The organism is Streptoalloteichus hindustanus (assembly GCF_900129375.1).
GTDB classification, from domain to species: domain Bacteria; phylum Actinomycetota; class Actinomycetes; order Mycobacteriales; family Pseudonocardiaceae; genus Streptoalloteichus; species Streptoalloteichus hindustanus.
In genome coordinates this window covers 96,576-118,297 of record NZ_FQVN01000009.1, presented here as the reverse complement: position 1 = coordinate 118,297, position 21,722 = coordinate 96,576, and the positions used below count along the sequence as shown (strand labels likewise).

Genomic DNA, 21,722 nt, shown 5'->3' with positions numbered 1-21,722 from the left:
TCGTTGAAGGGTGGATCACCCGGGCGCACCGCTGGCGCCGGCGAGCGGGTTTCCGCTTATGGATTACGGGGTTCCGGGCCGCAGCGCGCCCATCGCGGGCGCTCTCACTCGTCGCGCAGCCCGAGCAGGTCGTTCTCGGCCAGCCAGTCGGCCACGACGTCCGCCAGCTCCGCCACGGACCGCCGGGACACCTCCAGCTCCAGCACCGGCAGGGTGCTCCGCGCCGCCAGGGCGCGCAGCTCCTCCTGCTCCCGCACGAACACCGACAGGTCGTCGTACTGCGCCGGGTTCCCGGAGACCGCGAGCCGCTCCAGTCGGGCCTCGGGAAACGTGTCCGGGTCGCGGACGCACAACACCAGCCCGAAGTTCAGCGGGCGCAACCGGTCCTCCAGCCACCCGAAGTCGTAGCGCCGCCCGGCGCGCGCCTGGAACGCCTGCGTGGACAGGTGGAACCGGTCGACGATCCAGGAGTAGTACCGCTGGAGCTCGAACATCCGCGCCCAGGTGCGGTAGGTCTCCAGCGCCAGCTCCTCCTCCGCCGGCTCGAAGTTGATCAGGCCGCGGCCCCACGGCCGGTTCGTGAAGCCGCACCACTCCGCGGACACCAGCGGCGAGTGGTAGCGGTAACGCCGGGGCCCGACCACCCGGGGGTGCTCGTTGAGCGCGAACGCGAGGTCGGTCTTCCCCGTCAGCCGGGTGCCCTCCAGGATCACCTTGGGGCACAGCTTCGGTGGCGGGGTCACGCCGGGGAGTCCAACGCCGCGATCTCCTCGGGGGTCAACCGGAGCTCCGCCGCCGCCGCGGAGTCCAGGACGGTCTCGGGACGCGTGGAACCGGGGATCGGGATGACGACCGGCGCCTTCGCGAGCAGCCAGGCCAGGCACACCCGGTGCGGGCTGACCCGGTGCCGCCGGGCCACCTCCGCGAACGCCGCGTGCCGCCGGCCCAGCTCCCCGGCCTCGTCGATGCCGCCGAACGGACCCCACGGCAGGAACGCGATCCCCAGCTCCGCGCACAACCGCAACTCCGGCTCACTGCCCCGGAACCGCGGCGAGAACTCGTTCTGCACGGCGGCCAGGCGCCCGCCCAGCACCGCGTTGGCCTCCCGGATCTGGTCGACGTCCACGTTGGACACCCCGGCGAGCCGGATCTTGCCGGCGTCGAGCAGCTCGGCGAGCGCGCCGACCGACTCGGCGAAGGGCACCTTCGGGTCGGGGCGGTGCAACTGGTAGAGCCCGACCGCCTCCAGGCCGAGCCGGCGCAGCGACGCCTCGCACGCGGCCACCAGGTGCTCGGGCCGGCCGTCCAGCTCCCACGAGCCGTCGGCGCCCCTGGTGTGCCCGCCCTTGGTGGCCACCAGCACGTCCACGCCCAGTGGGTGGTTGTGCAGCGCCTCGGCGACCAGCTCCTCGTTGTGCCCGAAGTCGTCGGCGCCCAGCGAGTAGGCGTCGGCGGTGTCGACCAGCGTGATCCCGACCTCCAGGGCGGCGTGGACGGTGTCGGTCGCCCGCTGCCGGTCCGGGCGGCCGTTCACGGACAGCGGCATCGCGCCGAGGCCGATCTCGGACACGGGCACGCCGCCGACACTGCGTCGCTGCATCGCTCCTCCTCGCCGGTCCCGCCACCAGCTTTTCCCAACCGCGGCCCGCCCGCCAGCGGTAGCGTGCCGGACATGACCTCCTCGTTGTCGTCGGCGGACGGGGCGTTCGGATGAGCGGACGAGGGCGGTTGCTCTGCCTGGACGTGGGGTCGACGTGGACCAAGGCCGCGCTGGTCGACGCCGCCGGCGCGCTGGTGGGCACGGCGCAGCACCGGACGACCCCGCCCGAGGTGCTGCACGGGGTGCGGTCCTTGGTCGACGAGCTGGGCGCGGCGGACTGTGCGGTGCTCGCCTGCTCCTCGGCGGGCGGTGGCCTGCGGCTGGCGGTCGTGGGCCAGGAGCGGCTGGTCAGCGCCGAGGCCGGGCACCGGGTCGCGCTGTCGGCCGGCGCGAGGGTGGTGCACGTGTCCTCCGGCGAGCTCACGGGCGCCGGGATCCGGGCGCTGCGCGCGGCGGCTCCGGACGTGGTGTTGCTGGTGGGCGGCACCGACGGCGGCGACACCAGGGTGCTGCTGCACAACGCCCGGCGGCTGGCCGCCAACCGCGTCCGGTGCCCGGTCGTGCTCGCCGGCAACCGCGAGGCCCGCGCGGAGGCGGAGGCGCTCCTCCTGGCCACCGGCCGCACCGTCGTCCCCACCGACAACGTGCTGCCCGACGTGGGCGAGCTGGCGCCGGGGCCGGCCAGGACCGCGATCCGCGAGGTCTTCCTCCGGCACGTGATCGGGGGGAAGGGCCTGTCCCGGGGGCCGCGGTTCCGGAGCCTGGTGCGCGCCGTCACCCCGGACGCCGTCCTCCACGGCGTGTCCCGGCTCGCGGCCGTGCTCGCCGACGGCGCCGACGCCCCGGGCGCGGTGCTGGTGACCGACGTCGGCGGGGCCACCACCGACGTCTACTCCGCTGTGTCCACAGTGGACGAAGAGCGCGGGCGGCGCACGGTCGACCTGCCGCCGGACCGGCGCACGGTCGAGGGCGACCTCGGGATGCGGTGGTCGGCGCCCGGAGTGGTGGCCGAGGCCGAGGCCGAGCGGCTGCTCGTTCCCGGCGAGGCGGAGCTCCTGCGGTCGGCGGCCGACCGGCGCGCGGAGCGGGTGCACTGGGTGCCCGCCGGCGCGGACGACCCCGAGGAGGTCGCGTACGACACCCGTCTGGCCGCGCTCGCCGCCGTCGTGGCGCTGCGCCGGCACCTGCGGCTGGTCGACGGCCGGCTCGGCCCGCGCGGCGCCGGCCTGCTGGTCCTCTCGGGCGGCGTGTTCCGCCACGCCGACGCCGCCGCGCTGGCCGCCGTCGAGGAGACCCTGCGCGCCGACCCGGTGCTCCGTCCCGTCCTGCGGCACGCGGCCGTCGTCGTGGACCGGCGGTACGTCCTCGCCCCGGCCGGGCTGCTCGCCGCCGACCAGCCCGACCTCGCGGACGGTCTGCTCCGCGAGCACCTCGCCACCGCGGGGCGACTCGCGGTCTGATCGAGCAAGCCTCGAACGGCCTGGAGCTCGGCCCGGTGACCATCGGTTGAGCGCCCGGTGTGCAAGGCGGGGTCGACGGAAACACTGCTGTCCACACCAAAGCCGGTCGACCCGCGGCGGAAGATGAGGTGACGCCGGGGGTTCTGGGAAGGGAATGAACGCGGAACGTCCTGCGTCACAAGCAAGCCGTCACGCCAGCTCGTTCTGAGCTGACCTGCTTCTGCAGGCCGTCATTCACTGACGAACATTTGTCCTCAGTGGACTCAGTGGTCAGTTTGGAACGAGCTCTCGCACGCGGGTGTCCGAGCAGGCCAGGCTGGGAATCCCTCGGTGACCATCGGTTCGGCGTTCGGCGTTCGGCGTTCGGCCGGGCTTGCGCCGGTTGGCCGGCCCAACTCGGCGTGCAGGACTTCCACGCACGTCGTGATCGTGGAATGCCCTGTGCCACAAGTCTTCGCCACCGGCAGCTCGTGCCGTCGCTGCCGCACTCCTGTGGCCTGCCAGCTCCGCAGCAGCCGCTCACGGGTCATGCCAGAGCCGTGTTCCCACTGCTGCGCCAGGAACTCCTACGGGATGCCCGCGTGCGGCGCGAACTGGTTGCCTAGTGCGGTTTCGCCTGTTCCGGCACTTCCGGGACGGGCGGCCGCAGGACCGCTGGCCGGGTGAGGACCGTCCGGGTCCTGGGCAGGGCGCCGGACGGGGGCGGCTCGGGCGTGGTCCGCTTGCGCTCCCGGGGCGTCGGCGGCCGTTCCAGGCCCGCTGCCATCGCGATCGCCCGGTCCCACTCCGGGTCGGCGAAGTAGTCGCGGTGGCCGAGAACGCCCGGGGTCCACCGCCGGCCGTCCACCGGGGCTGCCTGCGGGTCGGGCAGCCAGTGGTCCCCGCCCAGGACCAGCGCGCCCGTGTCGCTGCGGACCGCCGACGGCAACGGCCCCTCGGCCCCGTCCTGGCGGAACCCGACGCCGAGCAGCTTGCCGCCGTAGACCTGGCGACTCCACGTCGACACCGCGCCGCCCAGCGGGTCGGTGCCCCGGCACAGCGACCGCCAGCGACCGCGCAGCTCGCCGCTGAGCTCCACCAGGGAGGAGTGCGGCACCACGGCGGGGAACGCCCTCGGGTACGCCCACTGGAGCTGCGAGCCGGCGGTGACCAGGCCGATCCGGCCCCGCTCCGACTCCGGCAGCGCCTGCAGCACCCTGGCCGCCGTCACCGTCGCCAGCAGGCTGCCCTGGCTGTGGCCGACCAGCACGACCCGGGTGCCGGGCCGGTCCAGGTGCTCCAGCGCCCTGGCCGTCAGCTCGGGCACCACCTTCAACGCGTAGCAGGGCGGCACGGTCGGGTGCGCCTCCCGGGGCCAGAACGAGGCCAGGTCGGCGAGCAGCCCGACCCGGCGCGCGGCGTCCGGCCGGCACGCGGCCACGTAGACGATCCGCAGCAACCCCACCGCCAGCGCGGCGAGCGCGACCACGCCGATGCCGGACAGCGGCGCGGCCCACCCTGGCATTCCCCGGCCGCCCAGCTTGATCGCGCCGGCGGTGATCGCGCCGGCCGAGAGCAGCCCGGTGAACCCCACCAGCACGCGGTGCCCGTACCGGCGTTGCAGCTCGGCCAGCCACCAGGCGCGCGCGGCCACCCGCGCGTCCTCCGGCCGGCCGGCGTGCAGCAGCTCCACCTCCGGCGGCACGAACCGGCCCCGCCGCTCGGCGATCCGCCGCAGCACCGCGAGGACGGCGACCAGCGCGAGGGTGGCGACCAGGCCCAGCGCCGCGCCCGCGCCCCACAGCAACGTGATCCCGGTGTAGCCGGGGGGCAGCACCAGTTCCGGTGACCGAAGAACCTGCCGGGTGGTGATCGCCACGCCCGCGCCGAACCCGCCGCCGAGCAGTCCGGCCAGTGCCAGCACCGGGGCGGCCATCCAGCCACCCGCCCACGGGCGCAAATCGCGGGGCTGCCCCGCCCACTCGCCGCGCGCCAGCCACGCCGCGGGCGCCAGCAGCGCCGCCACCAGCCCGCAGCACACCGCCAGCCCGACCGCGACGGCGAGCACCGTGTCGTCCGACCCGGGCAGCGCGCCGGTCATCGGCGGCGGGGTCAGGGCGGTGAGCGCGAACAACACGCCCGCGCAGGTCAGCAGCACCGCGCGCGGCCCGGGGCCGAGAACGCGGCGGATCCGGTCCTCCTCGGCGGCGCCCGTCGGGTCGTCCAGCGCCAGCACACCGGCCACGCTGGCCAGGAGCAGGGCGACCGACGCCCACCACAGCACCGCGACCGCGCCCCCGACCGCCGGGCCTGTCGGCCCGCCGGTCGTCAGGAGCGTGGTGACGGCGAGTGCCGCGGTCGTGTGCAGCGACCGCAGCGCGGGGGTGTCGGGGTCGGCGACGACGCTGGCCGCCGGCATCCGCCGGAGCTGACGCGCCGGCGCGGTCAGCCGGGTCTCGCGCGATCTCCAGTCGACCGCCGAGACCCGGTGCAGCCCGAGGACGACCAGCGCCACCGGCGCCATGCCCAGCAGCGCACGGAGCACGGTCAGCTCGCGCAGCCAGTCGGGGGCCGACGGCAGGCAGGACGCGCCGGGGGCGAGGCACTGCGCCGCGACCAGGTCCAGGCACACCACCGCCCACTGCGCGACGAACAACAGGGTCAGCAGCACCGCGACCAGCCGGAGCAGGCCGCGCAGCGCCGCCCCCAGCAGGACGCTGCCCCGGTGGTCCGCCCTGGTCGGCGGGAGCATCCAGTGCGCCACGTTGGCCAGCGAGAACGGGAACAACAACGCCCACGTCGCCTTGGCCCAGCCGCCGGAGGTCATCCGCCCCCAGACGTAGCCCTCGACGGTGCGCGGCACCGGCCGCCCGCCCGCGTGCAGCACCGGACCCGGCACCGGCCGGCGCATGCGGTCGGCCGGCCGCACGACGCGGCCCACCGTGTCGCCGTCGACGTCGACCGCGGAGACCGCGTCGACCAACGACTCCGCCGTGTTCCCCATCACCCCGTGGACGCGCAGCTCCACCACGCGCGTGTCCGGCCCTGGCACCAGCACGGCCGCCTCCTCGAACTGCATGATCGTGGCTGTCGCTACGGGGCAGAACCCAATCTTGCGCCACGTGACGAAGCCGCGACTGGTTTTCGGAGCAACCGGCGTGGCGGGGGATAGGGTGCGGTTGGCCCCCTACGACGTGGAGGAAGCTCGCGATGACCGCCGAGAGGTTGCAGCGGCGCAACGGCGTGGAGTTCGCCGTCGCCGATCTGGAGCTGGCCGAGTTCGGCCGCAAGGAGATCCGCCTGGCCGAGCACGAGATGCCCGGTCTGATGGCGCTGCGGCGGGAGTACGCGGAGGTCTATCCGCTGCGGGGGGCGCGGATCTCCGGCTCGCTGCACATGACGGTGCAGACCGCCGTGCTGATCGAGACGCTGGTGGCGCTGGGCGCCGAGGTGCGCTGGGCCTCCTGCAACATCTTCTCCACGCAGGACCACGCGGCCGCGGCCGTCGTCGTCGGCCAGCACGGCACCGTCGACGAGCCGAAGGGCGTGCCGGTCTTCGCCTGGAAGGGCGAGACGCTGCCGGAGTACTGGTGGTGCACCGAGCAGATGCTGACCTGGCCGGACGGCCAGGGCCCGAACATGATCCTGGACGACGGCGGCGACGCCACGCTGCTGGTGCACAAGGGCGCGCAGTACGAGAAGGCCGGCGTGGTCCCGTCGGCCGAGGAGGACGACCCGGAGGAGTGGAAGCTCATCCTGGACGTCCTGCGCCGGTCGCTGGCCGAGGACGCCACCCGGTGGACCAGGATCGGTGACGGCATCCGCGGCGTGACCGAGGAGACCACCACCGGCGTGCTGCGCCTGTACCAGCTCGCCGCACAGGGCGAGCTGCTGTTCCCGGCGATCAACGTCAACGACTCGGTGACCAAGTCGAAGTTCGACAACCGGTACGGCTGCCGGCACTCGCTGGTCGACGGCATCAACCGGGCCACCGACGTGCTGATCGGCGGCAAGGTGGCGCTGGTCTGCGGCTACGGCGACGTGGGCAAGGGCTGCGCCGAGTCGCTGCGCGGCCAGGGCGCGCGCGTGATCATCGCCGAGATCGACCCGATCTGCGGTCTGCAGGCGGCGATGGACGGCTACCAGGTGTCCACTGTGGACGAGGTGATCGGGCAGGCGGACATCGTCGTCACGGCCACCGGCAACAAGGACATCATCACCGCCGAGCACATGTCCCGGATGAAGCACCAGGCGATCCTGGGCAACATCGGGCACTTCGACAACGAGATCGACATGGCCGGCCTGTCCCGGCTGCCCGGCGTCCGCCGGATCAACATCAAGCCGCAGGTCGACGAGTGGGTGTTCCCCGACGGCCACTCGATCATCGTCCTGTCCGAGGGCCGGCTGCTGAACCTGGGCAACGCCACCGGCCACCCCTCGTTCGTGATGTCGAACTCCTTCTCCAACCAGGTGATCGCGCAGATCGAGCTGTTCACCAAGCACGAGGAGTACGACAGGGAGGTGTACCGGCTGCCCAAGAAGCTGGACGAGAAGGTCGCCCGCATCCACCTGGAGGCGCTGGGCGGCAAGCTCACCAAGCTGAGCAAGGAGCAGGCCGAGTACATCGGCGTCGACCCCGAGGGCCCGTTCAAGCCGGAGCACTACCGGTACTGAGGCCGTGGCCGGAGCCGGCAACGAGTCGCCGGCTCCAGCCCCACAGGGCACACGCTCCAGCGGAGACGCCGCCGACGCAGCATCGGCGGCGTCTCCGCTTGTCGGGGCGGTTCCCCGCCGGTGCGCCGTCCGCCAGGTTCCGCTGCCGTCCACCAGGTTCCTCGGCTGACCGCCCGTGGATCAGGCGATCGGCCCGGTCCCGTTCGTCCGGACCGGGGGCAGGTCGTGGTCGGTTCGCTCCGTGGGGATCGTGTCGGGCACGGCGTCCACCATCGCGGTCTCCGGGGCGGTCACCGGCGGCCGCTGCTCGTCGGTCAGCGTCCGCCCGAAGTTGCCCGCGACGTGGTTGGCGAGTTCCACGAGCCGGTCGCGGCTGGTGTCGTCGAGCTGCTCCAGGACCGCGGCCACCCGCTCCAGGGTCTGCCACCCCACGCTGTCGAACGCCCCTCCGGACCGCGGCGGCAGCGGCGTCACCGCCACGGGCGGGTCGGGCTCGACGCCGCACAGGCGGGCGAACACGCCGTCCAGCTCCGCGATCTCGCCGACCCGCTCCGGGTACCGCAGCACCCACCAGATCCGCGCGCTGGTGAGCTGGTCGAACGCCACCGACCGCAGGTGCTCGATCTCCTCGGTCTCCAGCTCCCTGCGCAGCCGGCCGGCCTGCCGGTCGCGTTGCAGCCGCTCGTGCTCCTCGGCCGCCTGCTGGTAGAGCGGCGCGACGCTGAGGTCCACCGACCCCCGCATCGACACCACGCCCTCGATCTCCCGCACCCAGCCGAGCTGGCGGTTGGCCTCGGCCTGCGCGGCGGTCACCGCCGTGACCGAGTGCGTCGCGGTGACCTGCGCGACGAGCTCGTAGGCGTAGGCGCGCACGAGGTCCTCCGGCCGGCTGTGCCGCTGCTCCCCGCCCGGCAGCGACTGCCACGTCAGGTCGAACTCGGCGTCGAACCAGGCGCCGGCGAGGGCGCTCGGCGTGCGGGCGCTGAGCGCGGTCTGCCGGACCGACGACGGCATGCCCACGGGTTTGGGCGGCGGTTGCTGCCGGAACGGGTCCGGCGGCGGGGAGAGGGCGGTCTCGGGCGTGGGGCCGGTGGGCTCGGCCACGAAGTGCCGCCTGAGCCAGTCAGCGATTCCCATCGTCGTGCTCCGTCTTCTCGGGGGTCTCCCGCCCGTGGGTCCCCGGCGCGGTCGGCGTCGCCGCGGCCGGACGGGGCGGGCGCAATCCTCGCCTGATGGTGGCCGAAAACGGACTTCTCCCCGGAGATCGGGAAAGGAACACCCGAACGGCGCAGAGCGGGCGCGGCGGAGCGTCACCGCCCTGACCGGCTCCGAGTGTCCTCAGTGGACAGGCGAGGTCGGGTCACCGCCCCGGGTGGGCGTGCTCCCGTCGACGCCGATACCGTTTCCGCACGTGGGACGGTTGGTCGTCATCGAGGGACTGGACGGGGCCGGCAAGCGCACGCTGGCCGACGCGCTCACCGCGGCGCTGACCGAGCGGGGTCGGCGGGTCGCGCGCCGCGCCTTCCCGCGCTACGGCGAGGACGTGCACGCCGACCTGGTGCGCGACGCCCTGCACGGCCGGCTCGGCGACCTGATCGACTCGGTCCACGGGATGGCCGTCCTCTACGCCCTGGACCGGCGCGACGCCAGCGCCCAGCTCCGCGCCGACCTCCTCGTCAACGACGTCGTGCTGCTCGACCGGTACGTGGCCTCCAACGCCGCCTACGGCGCCGCGCGGCTGCGCCAGGGCGCCGACGGTGAGTTCGTCGCCTGGGTCCGCCAGCTGGAGGTCGAGCGGTTCGGCGTGCCGACGCCGGACGCCCACCTGCTGCTGCGCGTGCCGGCGGCCGTCGCCGCCGAGCGCGCCGAGCACCGTGCGAACCACGAGACGGACCGCGCCAGGGACCACTACGAGGTCGACGGCGGCCTCCAGGCCCGGTGCGGCGTCGTCTACGACGAGCTGGCCGCCGCCGGCTGGCTGGCGCCGTGGCACGTGGTGGACGGCTCGGCCCGGGTGGACGTCGCCGACCTCCTCGACCGCGTGGGGCTGTGAGGACCCTCGCCCCCGCCCGGCGGGCGGCCGACCGCCGGAGACCACCCGACCAGTCCCTTGCGTGAGTCGTCCGGGTGACGGTGCGCTGTGGCGTGGCGACGCGACGTGTCAGGCGCCCTGACCCGCGTCGCCAACGCGACGGCGCCGCCCGAACGGCGCCGTCGCCACCAGGGGCGACGAACTGGGAGGGGGCCCTGTGGCGAGGAGGCAGGGGGACCTGCACGGCCTGGCGCCGGTCGGCGGCCGGGGGGTGCAAGCCCGAACGATGAGCAGTGCAACCATGTGGGGCATGAAGGCACGCGTTCTCGTGGTGGACGACGACCCGGCCCTGGCCGAGATGCTGACGATCGTGCTCAGGGGCGAGGGCTTCGACACCGCGGTCGTCGGCGACGGCACCCGCGCGCTTCCGGCGCTGCGCGAGCTCAAGCCCGACCTGGTCCTGCTGGACCTGATGCTGCCCGGCATGAACGGCATCGACGTCTGCAAGGCCATCCGGTCCGAGTCCGGCGTGCCGATCGTGATGCTCACCGCGAAGAGCGACACCGTCGACATCGTGCTCGGCCTGGAGTCCGGCGCCGACGACTACGTGGTCAAGCCGTTCAAGCCCAAGGAGCTGGTGGCCAGGATCAGGGCCCGGCTGCGGCGCACCGACTCCGAGCCGGCCGAGATGCTCACCATCGGCGACCTGACGATCGACGTGCCCGGCCACGAGGTCGTCAGGGAGGGCAGGGCGATCCAGCTCACGCCGCTGGAGTTCGACCTGCTGGTCGCGCTGGCCCGCAAGCCGCGCCAGGTGTTCACCAGGGAGGTGCTGCTGGAGCAGGTCTGGGGCTACCGGCACGCCGCCGACACCCGGCTGGTGAACGTGCACGTCCAGCGGTTGCGGTCGAAGGTGGAGAAGGACCCCGAGCACCCCGAGGTGGTGCTCACGGTCCGCGGCGTCGGCTACAAGGCCGGTCCTCCGTGACACCGGCCGCACGGGCTCGTCGTCGTCGCGGACGGTCGTGGTGAGGAGGTTCGGCGCACGGCTGGCGCGCAAGATCGCGAGGCGGTCCCACCGCCTGGCCGGTGAGGTCAGGCGTCGTTGGGCCGCCTTCGGCGCGCTCTGGCGGCGCTCGCTGCAGCTCCGGGTGGTGGTCAGCACGCTGGCCCTGTCCTCGGCGGTGGTCTTCGTGCTGGGCATGGTGCTCCAGACGCAGATCACCGACCGGCTGCTCAGCGCCAAGCGGCAGGCCGCGATCAGCCAGACCGAGTCCAGCGCGAAGACCGTCGAGCGGGAGCTGGTGGCGGTCAACCCGGACTCGGAGAACGTGGAGGCCAAGCTCACCAACGCGGTGAACAAGCTGGCCAGCCCGAACGGCGACGACCAGGCCAACGTGGCCGCCGGCGCGTTCGAGCCGGTGCTGGTGGACGGCCGCCGCGCCGCCGGCGGCCTGCGGCCCACCGCCACCGGCCCGTTCAACGACGTCTCGCCGGAGCTGCGCCGCGAGGTCGAGCGCGAGCAGTTCACCACCCAGTTCTCCACCGTCGAGCGGGCCTCCGGCCGCGGCCCGGTGCTGGCCGTCGGCATCCCGGTGCGCAGCGCGGGGCGCTCGCTCCAGCTCTACCTGCTGTTCCCGCTGGACTCCGAGCAACGCACGATCAGCCTGGTGCAGAACACGCTGGTCGTGGTGGGTCTGCTGTTGTTGCTGCTGCTCGCCGGCATCGCCAACCTGGTGACCAGGCAGGTGGTGCGCCCGGTGCGGCAGGCCGCCGAGGTGGCCGAGCGGTTCGCCGACGGCCAGCTTGACGAGCGGATGCTCGTCGTCGGCGAGGACGACGTGGCCCGGCTGGCCGAGTCGTTCAACGAGATGGCCGCCAGCATCCAGCGACAGATCCGCCAGCTGGAGGAGTTCGGCCAGCTCCAGCGGCAGTTCACCTCGGACGTCTCGCACGAGTTGCGCACACCGCTGACCACCGTGCGGATGGCGGCCGACGTGCTGCACGCCTCGCGCGAGCAGTTCCCGGAGGGCCTGGCCCGCTCGACCGAGCTGATGGTGGACGAGCTGGACCGGTTCGAGGCGCTGCTCACCGACCTGCTGGAGATCAGTCGGCTGGACGCGGGCGTGGCCGACCTGGCGGCCGAGACCGTGGACATGCGGGGCGTGGTGCGGCGCGTCGTCGGGTCGCTGCGGCCCATCGCGGAGAAGGCCGGGGTCGGGATCGACCTGCGGACGCCCGGCGGGGAGGCGGCGGAGGCCGCGGCCGAGGTCACCGCGGAGGTCGACGGCCGGCGCGTGGAGCGCATCCTGCGCAACCTGCTGGCCAACGCCGTCGACCACGGCGAGGGCCAGCCCATCGAGGTCTGGCTGGCCGCCGACGACCACGCCGTCGCGGTGGCGGTGCGCGACCACGGTGTCGGCCTGCGGCCCGGCGAGGAGGAGCTGGTCTTCACCCGGTTCTGGCGGGCCGACCCGTCCCGCAACCGGCGCACCGGCGGCACCGGCCTCGGCCTGTCGATCAGCCTGGAGGACGCCCGGCTGCATGGCGGGTGGCTGGAGGCGTGGGGCGAGCCGGGCGCCGGCGCGTGCTTCCGGCTCACCCTGCCCCGGCGTCAGGGCGAGGAGCTGACCGGCAGCCCGCTGGCGCTGCCGCCGGAACCGCCGGCGCCGGCCGGCGACCAGCGCGGCGGCGGGGAGCGGGAGGCGGGTGCCGGCGAGCCGGCGGAGTCGGTCGTGGGCTGGCAGGAGTGAGGGGAGACCGGGTGGGCGCCGAGGACGTGCGCGGACGGCGGGGGCGCGGCGCGCTGGCCCGCCTGATCGCCCTGCTCGCGGTCGCCGTGACCCTGGTGGGCTGCGCGACCATCCCGGAGAGCTCGGAGCCGGAGGCGGTCGGGCCGAGGGGGGACGGCCGGCGGGTGGCGCAGCCGGCGCCGCCGCCCCGCAACGCCGACCCGCTCACGCTCGTCCGCCGCTACGTCGAGGCCAGCGCGGACCCCGAGGGCGGCCACGCCGCGGCCAAGGCGTACCTGACCCGCAGGGCGAAGGGGAACTGGCGGGACGACAGCTCGGTGTGGATCCTGGCCAGGGAGTTCGACACCGTCTACACCGGCGACCGGGACGGCGGGCGCTCGGAGGACCAGGTCCGGGTCCTGCTGCGCGGCAAGTGGAAGGGCCGGCTGGTCAGGGACAACGCGTTCCTGCCCGAGTCCGGCGACTTCGAGGTGCCGATCCGGTTGGAGAAGGAGGACGGCGAGTGGCGCCTGGCCGAGGCGCCGGACGGCATCGTCGTCACCATCGACGGGTTCAACGAGAACTACACCCCGGTCCCGGTCCACTTCCTCAACCCCCGGCGCAACACGCTGGTGGCCGACCTGCGGTACGTGCAGACCCAGCCGGCGAGCGCCCAGCCCAACACCGTGGTCGACATGCTGCTGCGGGGGCCGTCCGCCGCGCTGCGGGACTCGGTGCGCAGCGCCATCCCGGACGGGGTGCGCACCAGGAGCAACGTGGCCGAGGGCACCGACGGCGCGATGCTGGTCAACCTCAGCGATCTGGGCCAGCAGACGCCGCAGAGCCGGCAGCTCATCGTGGCCCAGATCGTGTTGTCGCTGGAGAAGGTGACCAACACGCGGATCAAGGTGCTCAGCGAGAACGTCCCGGTCGTGCCGGAGCAGCCGGACTGGCGGCGCGCCGACATCGCGCCGTTCGTCCCGGACACCGCGCCGAACCCGGAGCTGCGCGGGATGGCCGTCGTGGGCGGCCGGTTGCGCTCGCTGTTCCGCGGGGACGCGGTCAAGGGGCCAGCCGCGAACTACGACGTGGTCAGCGCGGCGCAGTCGGTGGACGGCGGACGGCTCGCCGCCGTGGTGCGCTCCGCGAGCGGGGGCGTGGCGTTGCGGGTCGGCGGGGTCGAGGAGGCGTTGAGCGAGGCGACGCAGCCGGTGGGGCAGATGACCCGCCCGACCTGGATGCCGCCGGGCGACAAGGGTGCCACCGAGGTGTGGACGGTCACCGAGGGCGCGACCGTGCTGAGCGTCAGCGCCAACGGGCAGGGCGGGTGGAGCAGCCGGCAGGTGAACGCCGCCGAGCTGACCAACAACGGCCCGATCACCGACCTGCGGCTGTCCAGGGACGGGGTCAGGCTGGCCGCGGTGGTCGGGGGCCGGCTGTTCCTCGGCAGCGTGGTGGACAACGGCGGCGAGGTCAGCGTCCGTAACGTCCGCAAGGTGCTCCCGGACGTGCTCAACACGGTGACCAGCGTCGACTGGCAGGGCCCCAACACCGTGATCGCCGGGTCGAGCAGCAACGCCACGCCGGTCGTCCGGGTGACGGTGGACGGCAGGGAGTGGAAGCTCTACAACGCCTCCAACCTGACGCCGCCGGTCGCGGCGGTGACCGCGGCGCCGAACCGGCAGGTCGTCGTCGCCGACAGCCGGGGCCTGTGGACGACGGTCGACGACACCGAGGTGTGGCGGGTGCACGACAGCAACGTCGCCCAGGCCGGGGCGATCCCGTTCTACCCGGGCTGAGCCGGTCGGGTCGTCTCTTCCGGCGCCGGTCTTCCCCTGTCGGGTGAAGGTCGCGGGAGTTCCTCCCCCGATCGTGGCTGACGGGCCGGGAACTGTCGGGGTTCCCGCGGATGGTGGCCGCATGACGACTCACCACACCGCCGCCCCGTCCACCCGGCCCGTGCCCCCGGTCGCGGGCTCCGCCCGCTGGAGCATCCTCCAGTGCCTTCTCGACCTGCTGGTGCCGGTCCGTTGCGCTGGCTGCGGGGTCGCGGGCAGTTCCTGGTGTCCGACCTGCCAGCCGCTGCTGGCGGCGCCGCACGCGGTACACCGCGCGGCCCTGGCGCGCGGCCCCGCCGCCTATGCGCTCGGCGAGTACCGAGCGGCGGCCCGGTCCGCCCTCCTGGCGTACAAGGAGCGGGGGCGGCTGGACCTCGCGGACCCGTTCGGCGCGCGACTCGCCGCGACGGTGCCCCTGTTGCCGCGCGCGGGGCCGGCCGCGGACGGCGTCTGGTGGCTGGTTCCGGTGCCGTCCAGGCGGGCCGCCGCCCGGCGACGCGGGGGAGAGCACGTTCGCCGGCTCGCCGGCCGGTGCGCGGCCCATCTGGCGGTCGCGGGCTGGCCCGCCGTCGTCGCGGCCGGTCTGCGGCTCGGGCGGGGAGTAGTCGACGCGGTTGGCCTGGACGCGGCGGGCCGGGCGGCCAACCTGGCCGGGCGCGTGCGGCTCCGGCCCGCCGGCCTGCCACCCCCGGGGACTCCGGTCGTGCTGCTCGACGACGTGATCACCACGGGTGCGACGGCCGCCGCGTGCGTGTCGGCGCTGCGCTCCGCCGGCATCCCCGTCGCCGCCGTCGTCGCGTTGCTGTCAGCGGGCGGGCGGGGCGCGCCGTCGAGGGAGGGGAGAAGTCGATGATCTGACTGCTTTCCTCCCGACCGCGTTCCGACATCCGGGTGAGATTCGGGACGAACCGCGCCTCGGCGACCCCGGGTTCGGGCGGGTCCGCCGTTGGGCGCCCCACGTCGGCACTGCGACAGATGGGTTGGGGGAAGGCTTGTGGGGGTACGGACCTGGGCGACAGCGTGACGGGAACGTCCGGGACGGCACCCGGCGCGGGCGCCGTCAAACCCCGAAATGGCTGGTGAACCTCCATGCTTCCGCGTAGTTGCCCCGCAGGCGCCAGGTGAGCACGCTGTGCGCATCGCCGTGATCGGAGCGTGACCACGTTGGGTGCGTTCCCCGGCAGGTGGAGGTGACCGTGGGGCAGAGCAGGTGTCGCGGCTACGTCCAGCCCCCGGCCGCCGACGGGGTGGGAAACCGCCGCCGGCGGTCCGCGCCCGGGGAACCGGCGGGGAGGCCCGGACGTTGCCCGGTCATGAGGCCGCGTCCTCAGGGAGCACCACTGCTGGCGACGATCGCGGGAGCGGGGTTCACCCCATCGGGGGTGTACGCAGTGTCACGATCGCGCGAGTGGCTGGCGCAGGCGATCCGACCTGCCGCTTTTCGGGTGAGGCCGGTCACTGCGCGTGGCGGCTTGACATCGACCGCCGCGGGGGCTGTCGAAACGCGGAATCCCGAGCTAACGTGCACCGCAATCAGCGATCCCGGTCGCGGGGAGGAGGCGATCAGCCCATGACCCTGGTGCCGGCGGAGCGCTGAACAACCCCCCACCTCCCCCGGTGCCGCAGGACCTGCCAACACCGCACGACACAGAGGGAGGTCGTGTATGGACATCGTCGTCAAGGGCCGTAACGTCGAGGTGCCGGAGCACTACCGGGCACACGTCGCCGAGAAGCTGGCCCGCCTCGAACGTTACGACAGGAAGGTCATCTCCTTCGACGTGGAGTTGTTCCACGAGCCCAACCGGCGGCAGGCGAAGAACTGCCAGCGCGTGGAGATCACCGGAAAGGGACGCGGGCCCGTGATCCGGGCGGAGGCGAGCGCGGGCGACTTCTACGCCGCGCTGGACGTGGCGGTCCACAAGCTGGAGAACCGGCTGCGCAGGGTCCACGACCGCCGACGGATCCACTACGGACAACACCGCCCGGCCTCGGTCTCCGAGGCGACCGGGGCGGGCACGCTCGCCGCGAACGGCGTGTCGGCCGGGAGCGGGCGGGCGAGCCGCAGGGGCCGCACCGCGGTGCTTGAGGCGCCGGCGACCAGCCAGACTCGCACGGACGAGCCGACCGTGCCCGAACAGCGGTGGGACGACGGGTTGGAGGCCGTCGAACCCGGGCGCGTCGTGCGGGAGAAGGAGCACCCGGCCAAGCCGATGACCGTCGACCAGGCCCTCTACGAGATGGAACTGGTCGGACACGACTTCTACTTGTTCAACGACGCGGACAAGGGGTGCCCCAGCGTGGTGTACCGCCGCAAGGGCTTCGACTACGGGGTGATCAGGCTCGTCTGAGCAGGCCTTCCTCGGCCTCGCGGCCCCCGGGCGCCTCGGCGCCCGGGGGCCGCGAGGCGTGTCGGCGGACCCACGTTCCGCAGCTTTGGGCGGCGCGGACTCTCGAAGATCGAGGCCTGACGCCCGTACGATGGGGACGAAGGCGTCCGTGTCGGGCGCGTCACGATCAGCTAGCGAGGTCGACCCCGGATGGTCCTGTCCCGACTGCTCCGCGCCGGCGAAGGCAAGATGCTGAAGCGGCTGCGTGCCATCGCCGCGCACATCAACGACCTGGAAGACGACGTCGTCGAGCTGTCCGACGCCGAGCTCCGGGCCAAGACCGACGAGTTCCGCGAGCGGCACGCCGACGGCGAGTCGCTGGACGACCTCCTCCCGGAGGCGTTCGCGGTCGCCAGGGAGGCGGCCAAGCGGACCCTGGGCCAGCGGCCCTTCGACGTCCAGCTGATGGGCGGGGCCGCCCTGCACTTCGGCCAGATCCCCGAGATGCGGACAGGTGAGGGCAAGACCCTGACCTGTGTGCTGCCCGCCTACCTCAACGCCATCTCCGGCAAGGGCGTGCACGTCGTCACGGTCAACGACTACCTGGCCAAGCGCGACGCCGAGTGGATGGGTCGGGTGCACCGCTTCCTCGGCCTCAAGGTCGGCGTGATCCTGTCGCAGATGACGCCGGAGCAGCGCAGGGAGTCCTACGCCGCCGACATCATCTACGGCACGAACAACGAGTTCGGCTTCGACTACCTCCGCGACAACATGGCGTGGAGCCTGGAGGAGTGCGTCCAGCGCGGCCACAACTTCGCCATCGTCGACGAGGTCGACTCGATCCTCATCGACGAGGCGCGGACCCCGCTGATCATCTCCGGTCCGGCCGACCAGTCCTCCCGCTGGTACCTGGAGTTCGCCCGGCTCGCCACCGCGATGCGCAAGGACCTCCACTACGAGATCGACGAGCGCAAGCGCACCATCGGCATCACCGAGGACGGCGTGCAGTACGTCGAGGACCAGCTCGGCATCGACAACCTGTACGAGGCCGCGAACACCCCGCTGGTCGGCTACCTGCAGAACGCGGTGAAGGCCAAGGAGCTGTTCAAGAAGGACAAGGACTACATCGTCCGCGAGGGCGAGGTCCTGATCGTCGACGAGTTCACCGGTCGCGTGCTCGCCGGTCGCCGCTACAACGAGGGCATGCACCAGGCGATCGAGGCCAAGGAAGGCGTCGAGATCAAGGCCGAGAACCAGACGCTGGCCACGATCACGCTGCAGAACTACTTCCGGCTCTACGAGAAGCTCGCCGGCATGACCGGCACCGCCCAGACCGAGGCGGCCGAGCTGCACCAGATCTACAAGCTGGGCGTGGTGCCGATCCCGACGAACCGGGCCATGGTCCGCAAGGACCAGCCCGACCTGGTCTACAAGACCGAGGAGGCCAAGTTCCAGGCCGTCGTCGAGGACATCGAGGAGCGGCACGCGAAGGGCCAGCCGGTGCTGGTCGGCACCACCAGCGTCGAGCGCTCCGAGTACCTCTCGAAGCTGTTGCGCGGCAAGGGCATCCCGCACGAGGTGCTCAACGCCAAGCACCACGAGCGGGAGGCGGCCATCGTGGCCAGGGCGGGCCGCAAGGGCGCCGTCACGGTGGCCACCAACATGGCCGGTCGAGGCACCGACATCATGCTCGGCGGCAACCCCGAGTTCGAGGCGGACCTGGAGCTGCGGGCCAGGGGCCTGGACCCGGTCGTCGAGGTCGAGGAGTACAACGCCCAGTACCCGAAGCTGGTCGAGGAGATGCGCGCCCAGCTGAAGGCCGAGGCCGAGGAGGTCCGCGAGGCCGGCGGCCTGTACGTGCTGGGCACCGAGCGGCACGAGTCGCGCCGGATCGACAACCAGCTGCGCGGCCGGTCCGGTCGGCAGGGCGACCCTGGTGAGTCGCGGTTCTACCTGTCGCTGGGCGACGAGCTGATGCGGCGGTTCAACGCGGCGATGGTCGAGGCCGTCATGACCCGGCTGCGGGTGCCGGACGACGTGCCGATCGAGCACAAGATGGTCACCCGCGCGATCCGCAGCGCGCAGACCCAGGTGGAGCAGCAGAACTTCGAGATCCGCAAGAACGTCCTCAAGTACGACGAGGTCATGAACCAGCAGCGCAAGGTGATCTACGCCGAGCGCCGCCGGGTGCTGGAGGGCGAGGACCTGCACGAGCAGGTCCAGCACATGCTCACCGACGTGATCAGGGCCTACGTCAACGGCGCGACCTCCGACGGCTATGCCGAGGACTGGGACCTCGACCAGCTCTGGACCGCGCTCAAGACGCTCTACCCGATCTCGGTCAGCTGGCAGGAGCTCGCCGACGAGCGGGAGGAGCTGACCAGGGAGATCCTGCTGGACGCCCTGGTGGAGGACGCCCGCCGCGCCTACGCCGCGCGCGAGGCCGAGATCGACGGCAAGGTCGGCGAGGGCGCGATGCGCGAGCTGGAGCGGCGCGTCGTGCTGTCCGTGCTCGACCGCAAGTGGCGCGAGCACCTCTACGAGATGGACTACCTCAAGGAGGGCATCGGCCTGCGGGCGATGGCCCAGCGCGACCCGCTGGTCGAGTACCAGCGCGAGGGCTTCGACATGTTCAACGCGATGCTGGACGCGTTGAAGGAGGAGTCGGTCGGCTTCCTGTTCAACCTCCAGGTCGAGCCGGTCGAGCAGGAGCCCGCGCCGGAGCCCCCGGCAGCCCCGGAGGTCGAGCCGCCCTCGGAGGTGGAGGAGACCACGATCATCCCGACCGGCAACGCGCACGCCCCTGCCGGCTCGGCCATGAGCCAGCTGGGCATGCCGCCGGTCGAGGACCAGGTGCCGCCGGCCCTGCGGGGTCGCGGCCTGGAGGCGCCCGGCCGTCAGCCGCTGACCTTCACCGGGCCGTCCGAGGGCGGTGGCGTGGAGAGCCACGGCGACGTCGACGACGAGGACGGCGGCCAGTCCGGCACCCGCCGGGAGCGGCGTGCCGCGGCGCGGGCGCAGGCCAAGCAGCGGCGGCGTCGGCAGTGACGTCCCGGCGCTGACCGGACGAGGTTCGACGGGCTCCCCGCTCCCCTGTGGTGCGGGGAGCCCGTTTCCGTTCACGGCTTTCCGCGTCACAGCAGCCGGAGCTCTGTGCAGCGCGGCCCGGCCGGGTCGATCTCGATGCGTGCGGCGAGCGCGCGCACCCGGTCGCCGCAGCACACCGATCCGCTGGCCTCGATCACCCCGGGACGCGGGGAGTCCGCCCGCACCGACCGGAGGCGGTGGCCGGACCGGCTGACGCCGCGGGGGAATTCGCCCAGCGCGGCGCGGGCCCGTGGGGTGAGGATTCTGTCGAGCTGCGCCGCGTTGCGGCGGCCGTCGGCCACCTCCAACACTGCGACGAGCACGAGGCGGGCCAGGTGGTGCGCGGCGGCGACGGAAAGGCCGCGGTCCGGCTCGGTGGGGCGGGTCGCCGGCGTGTCGAGGTCGTGCCGGATCGCCGCCGGACCGCTGTCGGGCTGGGGTTGTCGGCGGCGGCCGCCGGAGTCGGGCGGTGGCTCCGACTCCGGGGCCGCGGTGAGTGTGAGTGCTGTGCTGGCCCGGACGTCGTCGCTGGCCCGGACGTCGTCGAGGGTGTCCTGACTCATCGCGCCCTCCCGGTGGTTCGTGATCACCCGGGGTTGCAGAGGGGGCGGGACGCCGTCTTCGGGCGGTGTCGCCGGCAGATCACCTGATGTGGTGAGGTGGGCGGGTGGACCTGACCGGGCTGGTGCTGGACTACGCCGGCGTGCTCACCGATCCCGGCGACGACGGGGTGCGGGAGCCGTCGGGCGAGCCGCCGTTGGTCGGTGTGCTCCGACTGGCCAGGCGGCACGGGCTGCGCACGGCGTTGGTGTCCAACGTCGAGGCCGTGCCGCGCCGTCGGTGGCCGGCCTGGTGGCACGAGCTGTTCGACGAGGTCGTGCTGTCCGGGGCGGTGGGCGTGGCCAAGCCGGACCCGGAGATCTACCGGCTCACCGCGCGGCGTCTCGGGCTGCCGACCGAGGCGTGCGTGTTCGTCGACGACCTCGCGGACAACGTGCGGGGCGCGGTGAGCGCGGGCATGGTCGGCGTGCGCCACGTCAGGGTTCAGTCCACTGTGGAGGAACTGGAGATCCTGTTCGGTCTCACCTTCCACTGAGGACTGTCCACAGAGGACTGTCTACAGAGGGCGTTTCGCTCAGGTCAGTTCACTCGGGACTGTTCTCCGGGGACCGTCCATCGGGGACCGGCCACGGCGGACGGATCACCGCGGACGAACCACTGGGGGCGGACCACTGGGGACAGTGCCCTGCCCCTGCCGGCCCGGTGGCGGAGGTCCGGCTGGCAGGTGCCCACGGCCGGCAGGGCCCCGGTCGGTCAGCCGGCCTTGGTCGCCAGCTTGTTCCCGGCGTCGATCCAGGACGCCTCCGCCGGCGTGGAGTCGGCGATCCACAGCAGGGACAGGTGGTTGTCCGAGGCGACCCACAGGGTGGCGCGGGGCGCGCCGTCCTTGTCCGGCTCCAGCACGGCCCCCCGGCCGATGCCCTGGATCTTCTTGCTGTTCGGGGTGTTCTTGGCGACGCGTTCCAGCGCCTCCTGGAGGGTCAGCCCGTTGACCTTGTAGACGTCGATGCGGCCGCTCGGCGCGAAGTCCCCGTCCTTGGTGTAGAAGCAGGACTTGTTCTCCTTCCCGTCCTTCTGGACCGTGACGTTCTGGCCGTCCAGGTACGTCTTCCCGGTCAGCGCGCTGACGTCCGCCGCGGTCAGCAGGCACTCGTCGGCCACCACGTCGCCGACCAGCGGCCCGCTGCTCGGCTCGGCGCCGCCCGAGGGCGGGGTGGAGCGCTCCGCGCTCGGGCGGCTCGGCTTCGTCGTCGGGCTGACGCCCTCGGCCGCGCGCGGTGCGCCCGCGATCGTCGAGGCGCAGCCGGTCAGGGTCAGCGCCGTCGCCAGCGCGGTGAGCAGGACGGCGGGCAGTGCCGCCGCGTCCCGGAGTCGTCGCACGCGTCCTCGCACGGGCGCCACGCTAGTCCACCCGGCCCCGTCGGCGGGGCCG

At 73.3% G+C, this 21,722-nt stretch carries 16 protein-coding genes; 10 read left to right on the top strand and 6 right to left on the bottom strand.

What is annotated here, in order from left to right; genetic code table 11:
- Positions 1–104: 104 nt before the first annotated feature.
- Together BUE43_RS25185 and BUE43_RS25180 are read right to left on the bottom strand one after the other, a co-directional pair.
- Positions 105–743: a hypothetical protein gene (locus tag BUE43_RS25185; protein ID WP_073487730.1), complete on the bottom strand. Its 639-nt coding sequence runs from the start codon at positions 741–743 to the stop codon at positions 105–107.
- Positions 740–1,600 carry an aldo/keto reductase gene (locus BUE43_RS25180; RefSeq protein ID WP_073487729.1) on the bottom strand — a complete coding sequence of 287 codons (861 nt, stop codon included), beginning with the start codon at positions 1,598–1,600 and terminating at the stop codon, positions 740–742. The genes BUE43_RS25185 and BUE43_RS25180 overlap by 4 nt, the downstream gene beginning before the upstream one ends.
- Positions 1,601–1,710: 110 nt before the next feature.
- Here BUE43_RS25180 and BUE43_RS25175 point away from each other — a divergent pair, with 110 nt between their 5' ends.
- The gene (locus BUE43_RS25175; RefSeq protein ID WP_073487727.1) at positions 1,711–3,060 is read left to right on the top strand and encodes a glutamate mutase L; all 1,350 of its coding nucleotides are present in this window, start codon (positions 1,711–1,713) and stop codon (positions 3,058–3,060) included.
- Positions 3,061–3,661: 601 nt separating this feature from the next.
- On the opposite strand, the gene BUE43_RS25170 is transcribed toward BUE43_RS25175, so the two are convergent.
- Positions 3,662–6,118 carry a hypothetical protein gene (locus tag BUE43_RS25170; RefSeq protein ID WP_073487724.1) on the bottom strand — a complete coding sequence of 819 codons (2,457 nt, stop codon included), beginning with the start codon at positions 6,116–6,118 and terminating at the stop codon, positions 3,662–3,664.
- Between the two features lie 131 nt (positions 6,119–6,249).
- Here BUE43_RS25170 and ahcY point away from each other — a divergent pair, with 131 nt between their 5' ends.
- The gene (gene ahcY / locus BUE43_RS25165) at positions 6,250–7,713 is read left to right on the top strand and encodes an adenosylhomocysteinase (protein WP_073487722.1); all 1,464 of its coding nucleotides are present in this window, start codon (positions 6,250–6,252) and stop codon (positions 7,711–7,713) included.
- A gap of 180 nt (positions 7,714–7,893) precedes the next feature.
- Here the strand turns inward: ahcY and BUE43_RS25160 are convergent, their stop codons facing one another.
- Positions 7,894–8,850 (bottom strand): hypothetical protein, encoded by a 957-nt coding sequence (locus BUE43_RS25160; protein ID WP_073487720.1) that lies wholly within the window; start codon positions 8,848–8,850, stop codon positions 7,894–7,896.
- A 274-nt stretch (positions 8,851–9,124) separates the two neighbouring features.
- On the opposite strand from BUE43_RS25160, the gene BUE43_RS35350 reads away from it, so the two are divergent.
- The 7 genes from BUE43_RS35350 (at position 9,125) to secA (ending at position 19,690) form a co-directional block, all read left to right on the top strand.
- On the top strand, positions 9,125–9,766 hold the full coding sequence (locus BUE43_RS35350) for a dTMP kinase (protein WP_073487718.1): 642 nt from the start codon (positions 9,125–9,127) through the stop codon (positions 9,764–9,766).
- A gap of 289 nt (positions 9,767–10,055) precedes the next feature.
- On the top strand, positions 10,056–10,733 hold the full coding sequence (gene mtrA, locus BUE43_RS25150) for an MtrAB system response regulator MtrA (protein WP_073488084.1): 678 nt from the start codon (positions 10,056–10,058) through the stop codon (positions 10,731–10,733).
- Between the two features lie 40 nt (positions 10,734–10,773).
- Positions 10,774–12,498, top strand: coding sequence for an MtrAB system histidine kinase MtrB (mtrB, locus tag BUE43_RS25145; protein WP_083960158.1), 1,725 nt, complete (start codon positions 10,774–10,776; stop codon positions 12,496–12,498).
- Between the two features lie 11 nt (positions 12,499–12,509).
- Positions 12,510–14,276 carry an LpqB family beta-propeller domain-containing protein gene (locus BUE43_RS25140; protein WP_083960131.1) on the top strand — a complete coding sequence of 589 codons (1,767 nt, stop codon included), beginning with the start codon at positions 12,510–12,512 and terminating at the stop codon, positions 14,274–14,276.
- Positions 14,277–14,397: 121 nt separating this feature from the next.
- A complete protein-coding gene (locus BUE43_RS25135) occupies positions 14,398–15,168 on the top strand; it encodes a ComF family protein (protein WP_234995908.1) in 771 nt (256 codons plus the stop codon).
- Between the two features lie 811 nt (positions 15,169–15,979).
- Positions 15,980–16,663, top strand: coding sequence for a ribosome hibernation-promoting factor, HPF/YfiA family (hpf, locus tag BUE43_RS25130; protein ID WP_073487713.1), 684 nt, complete (start codon positions 15,980–15,982; stop codon positions 16,661–16,663).
- A gap of 189 nt (positions 16,664–16,852) precedes the next feature.
- Positions 16,853–19,690 carry a preprotein translocase subunit SecA gene (gene secA / locus BUE43_RS25125; RefSeq protein ID WP_073487710.1) on the top strand — a complete coding sequence of 946 codons (2,838 nt, stop codon included), beginning with the start codon at positions 16,853–16,855 and terminating at the stop codon, positions 19,688–19,690.
- Positions 19,691–19,776: 86 nt separating this feature from the next.
- Here the strand turns inward: secA and BUE43_RS25120 are convergent, their stop codons facing one another.
- Positions 19,777–20,292: an Rv3235 family protein gene (locus tag BUE43_RS25120; RefSeq protein WP_143174369.1), complete on the bottom strand. Its 516-nt coding sequence runs from the start codon at positions 20,290–20,292 to the stop codon at positions 19,777–19,779.
- Positions 20,293–20,396: 104 nt separating this feature from the next.
- Between BUE43_RS25120 and BUE43_RS25115 the strand changes: the two genes are divergently transcribed.
- Positions 20,397–20,825: an HAD-IA family hydrolase gene (locus tag BUE43_RS25115; protein ID WP_073487705.1), complete on the top strand. Its 429-nt coding sequence runs from the start codon at positions 20,397–20,399 to the stop codon at positions 20,823–20,825.
- 218 nt (positions 20,826–21,043) lie between these two features.
- Here BUE43_RS25115 and BUE43_RS25110 read toward each other — a convergent pair whose 3' ends face one another.
- Positions 21,044–21,682 carry a DUF3558 domain-containing protein gene (locus BUE43_RS25110; RefSeq protein ID WP_143174368.1) on the bottom strand — a complete coding sequence of 213 codons (639 nt, stop codon included), beginning with the start codon at positions 21,680–21,682 and terminating at the stop codon, positions 21,044–21,046.
- Between the last annotated feature and the right edge of the window lie 40 nt (positions 21,683–21,722).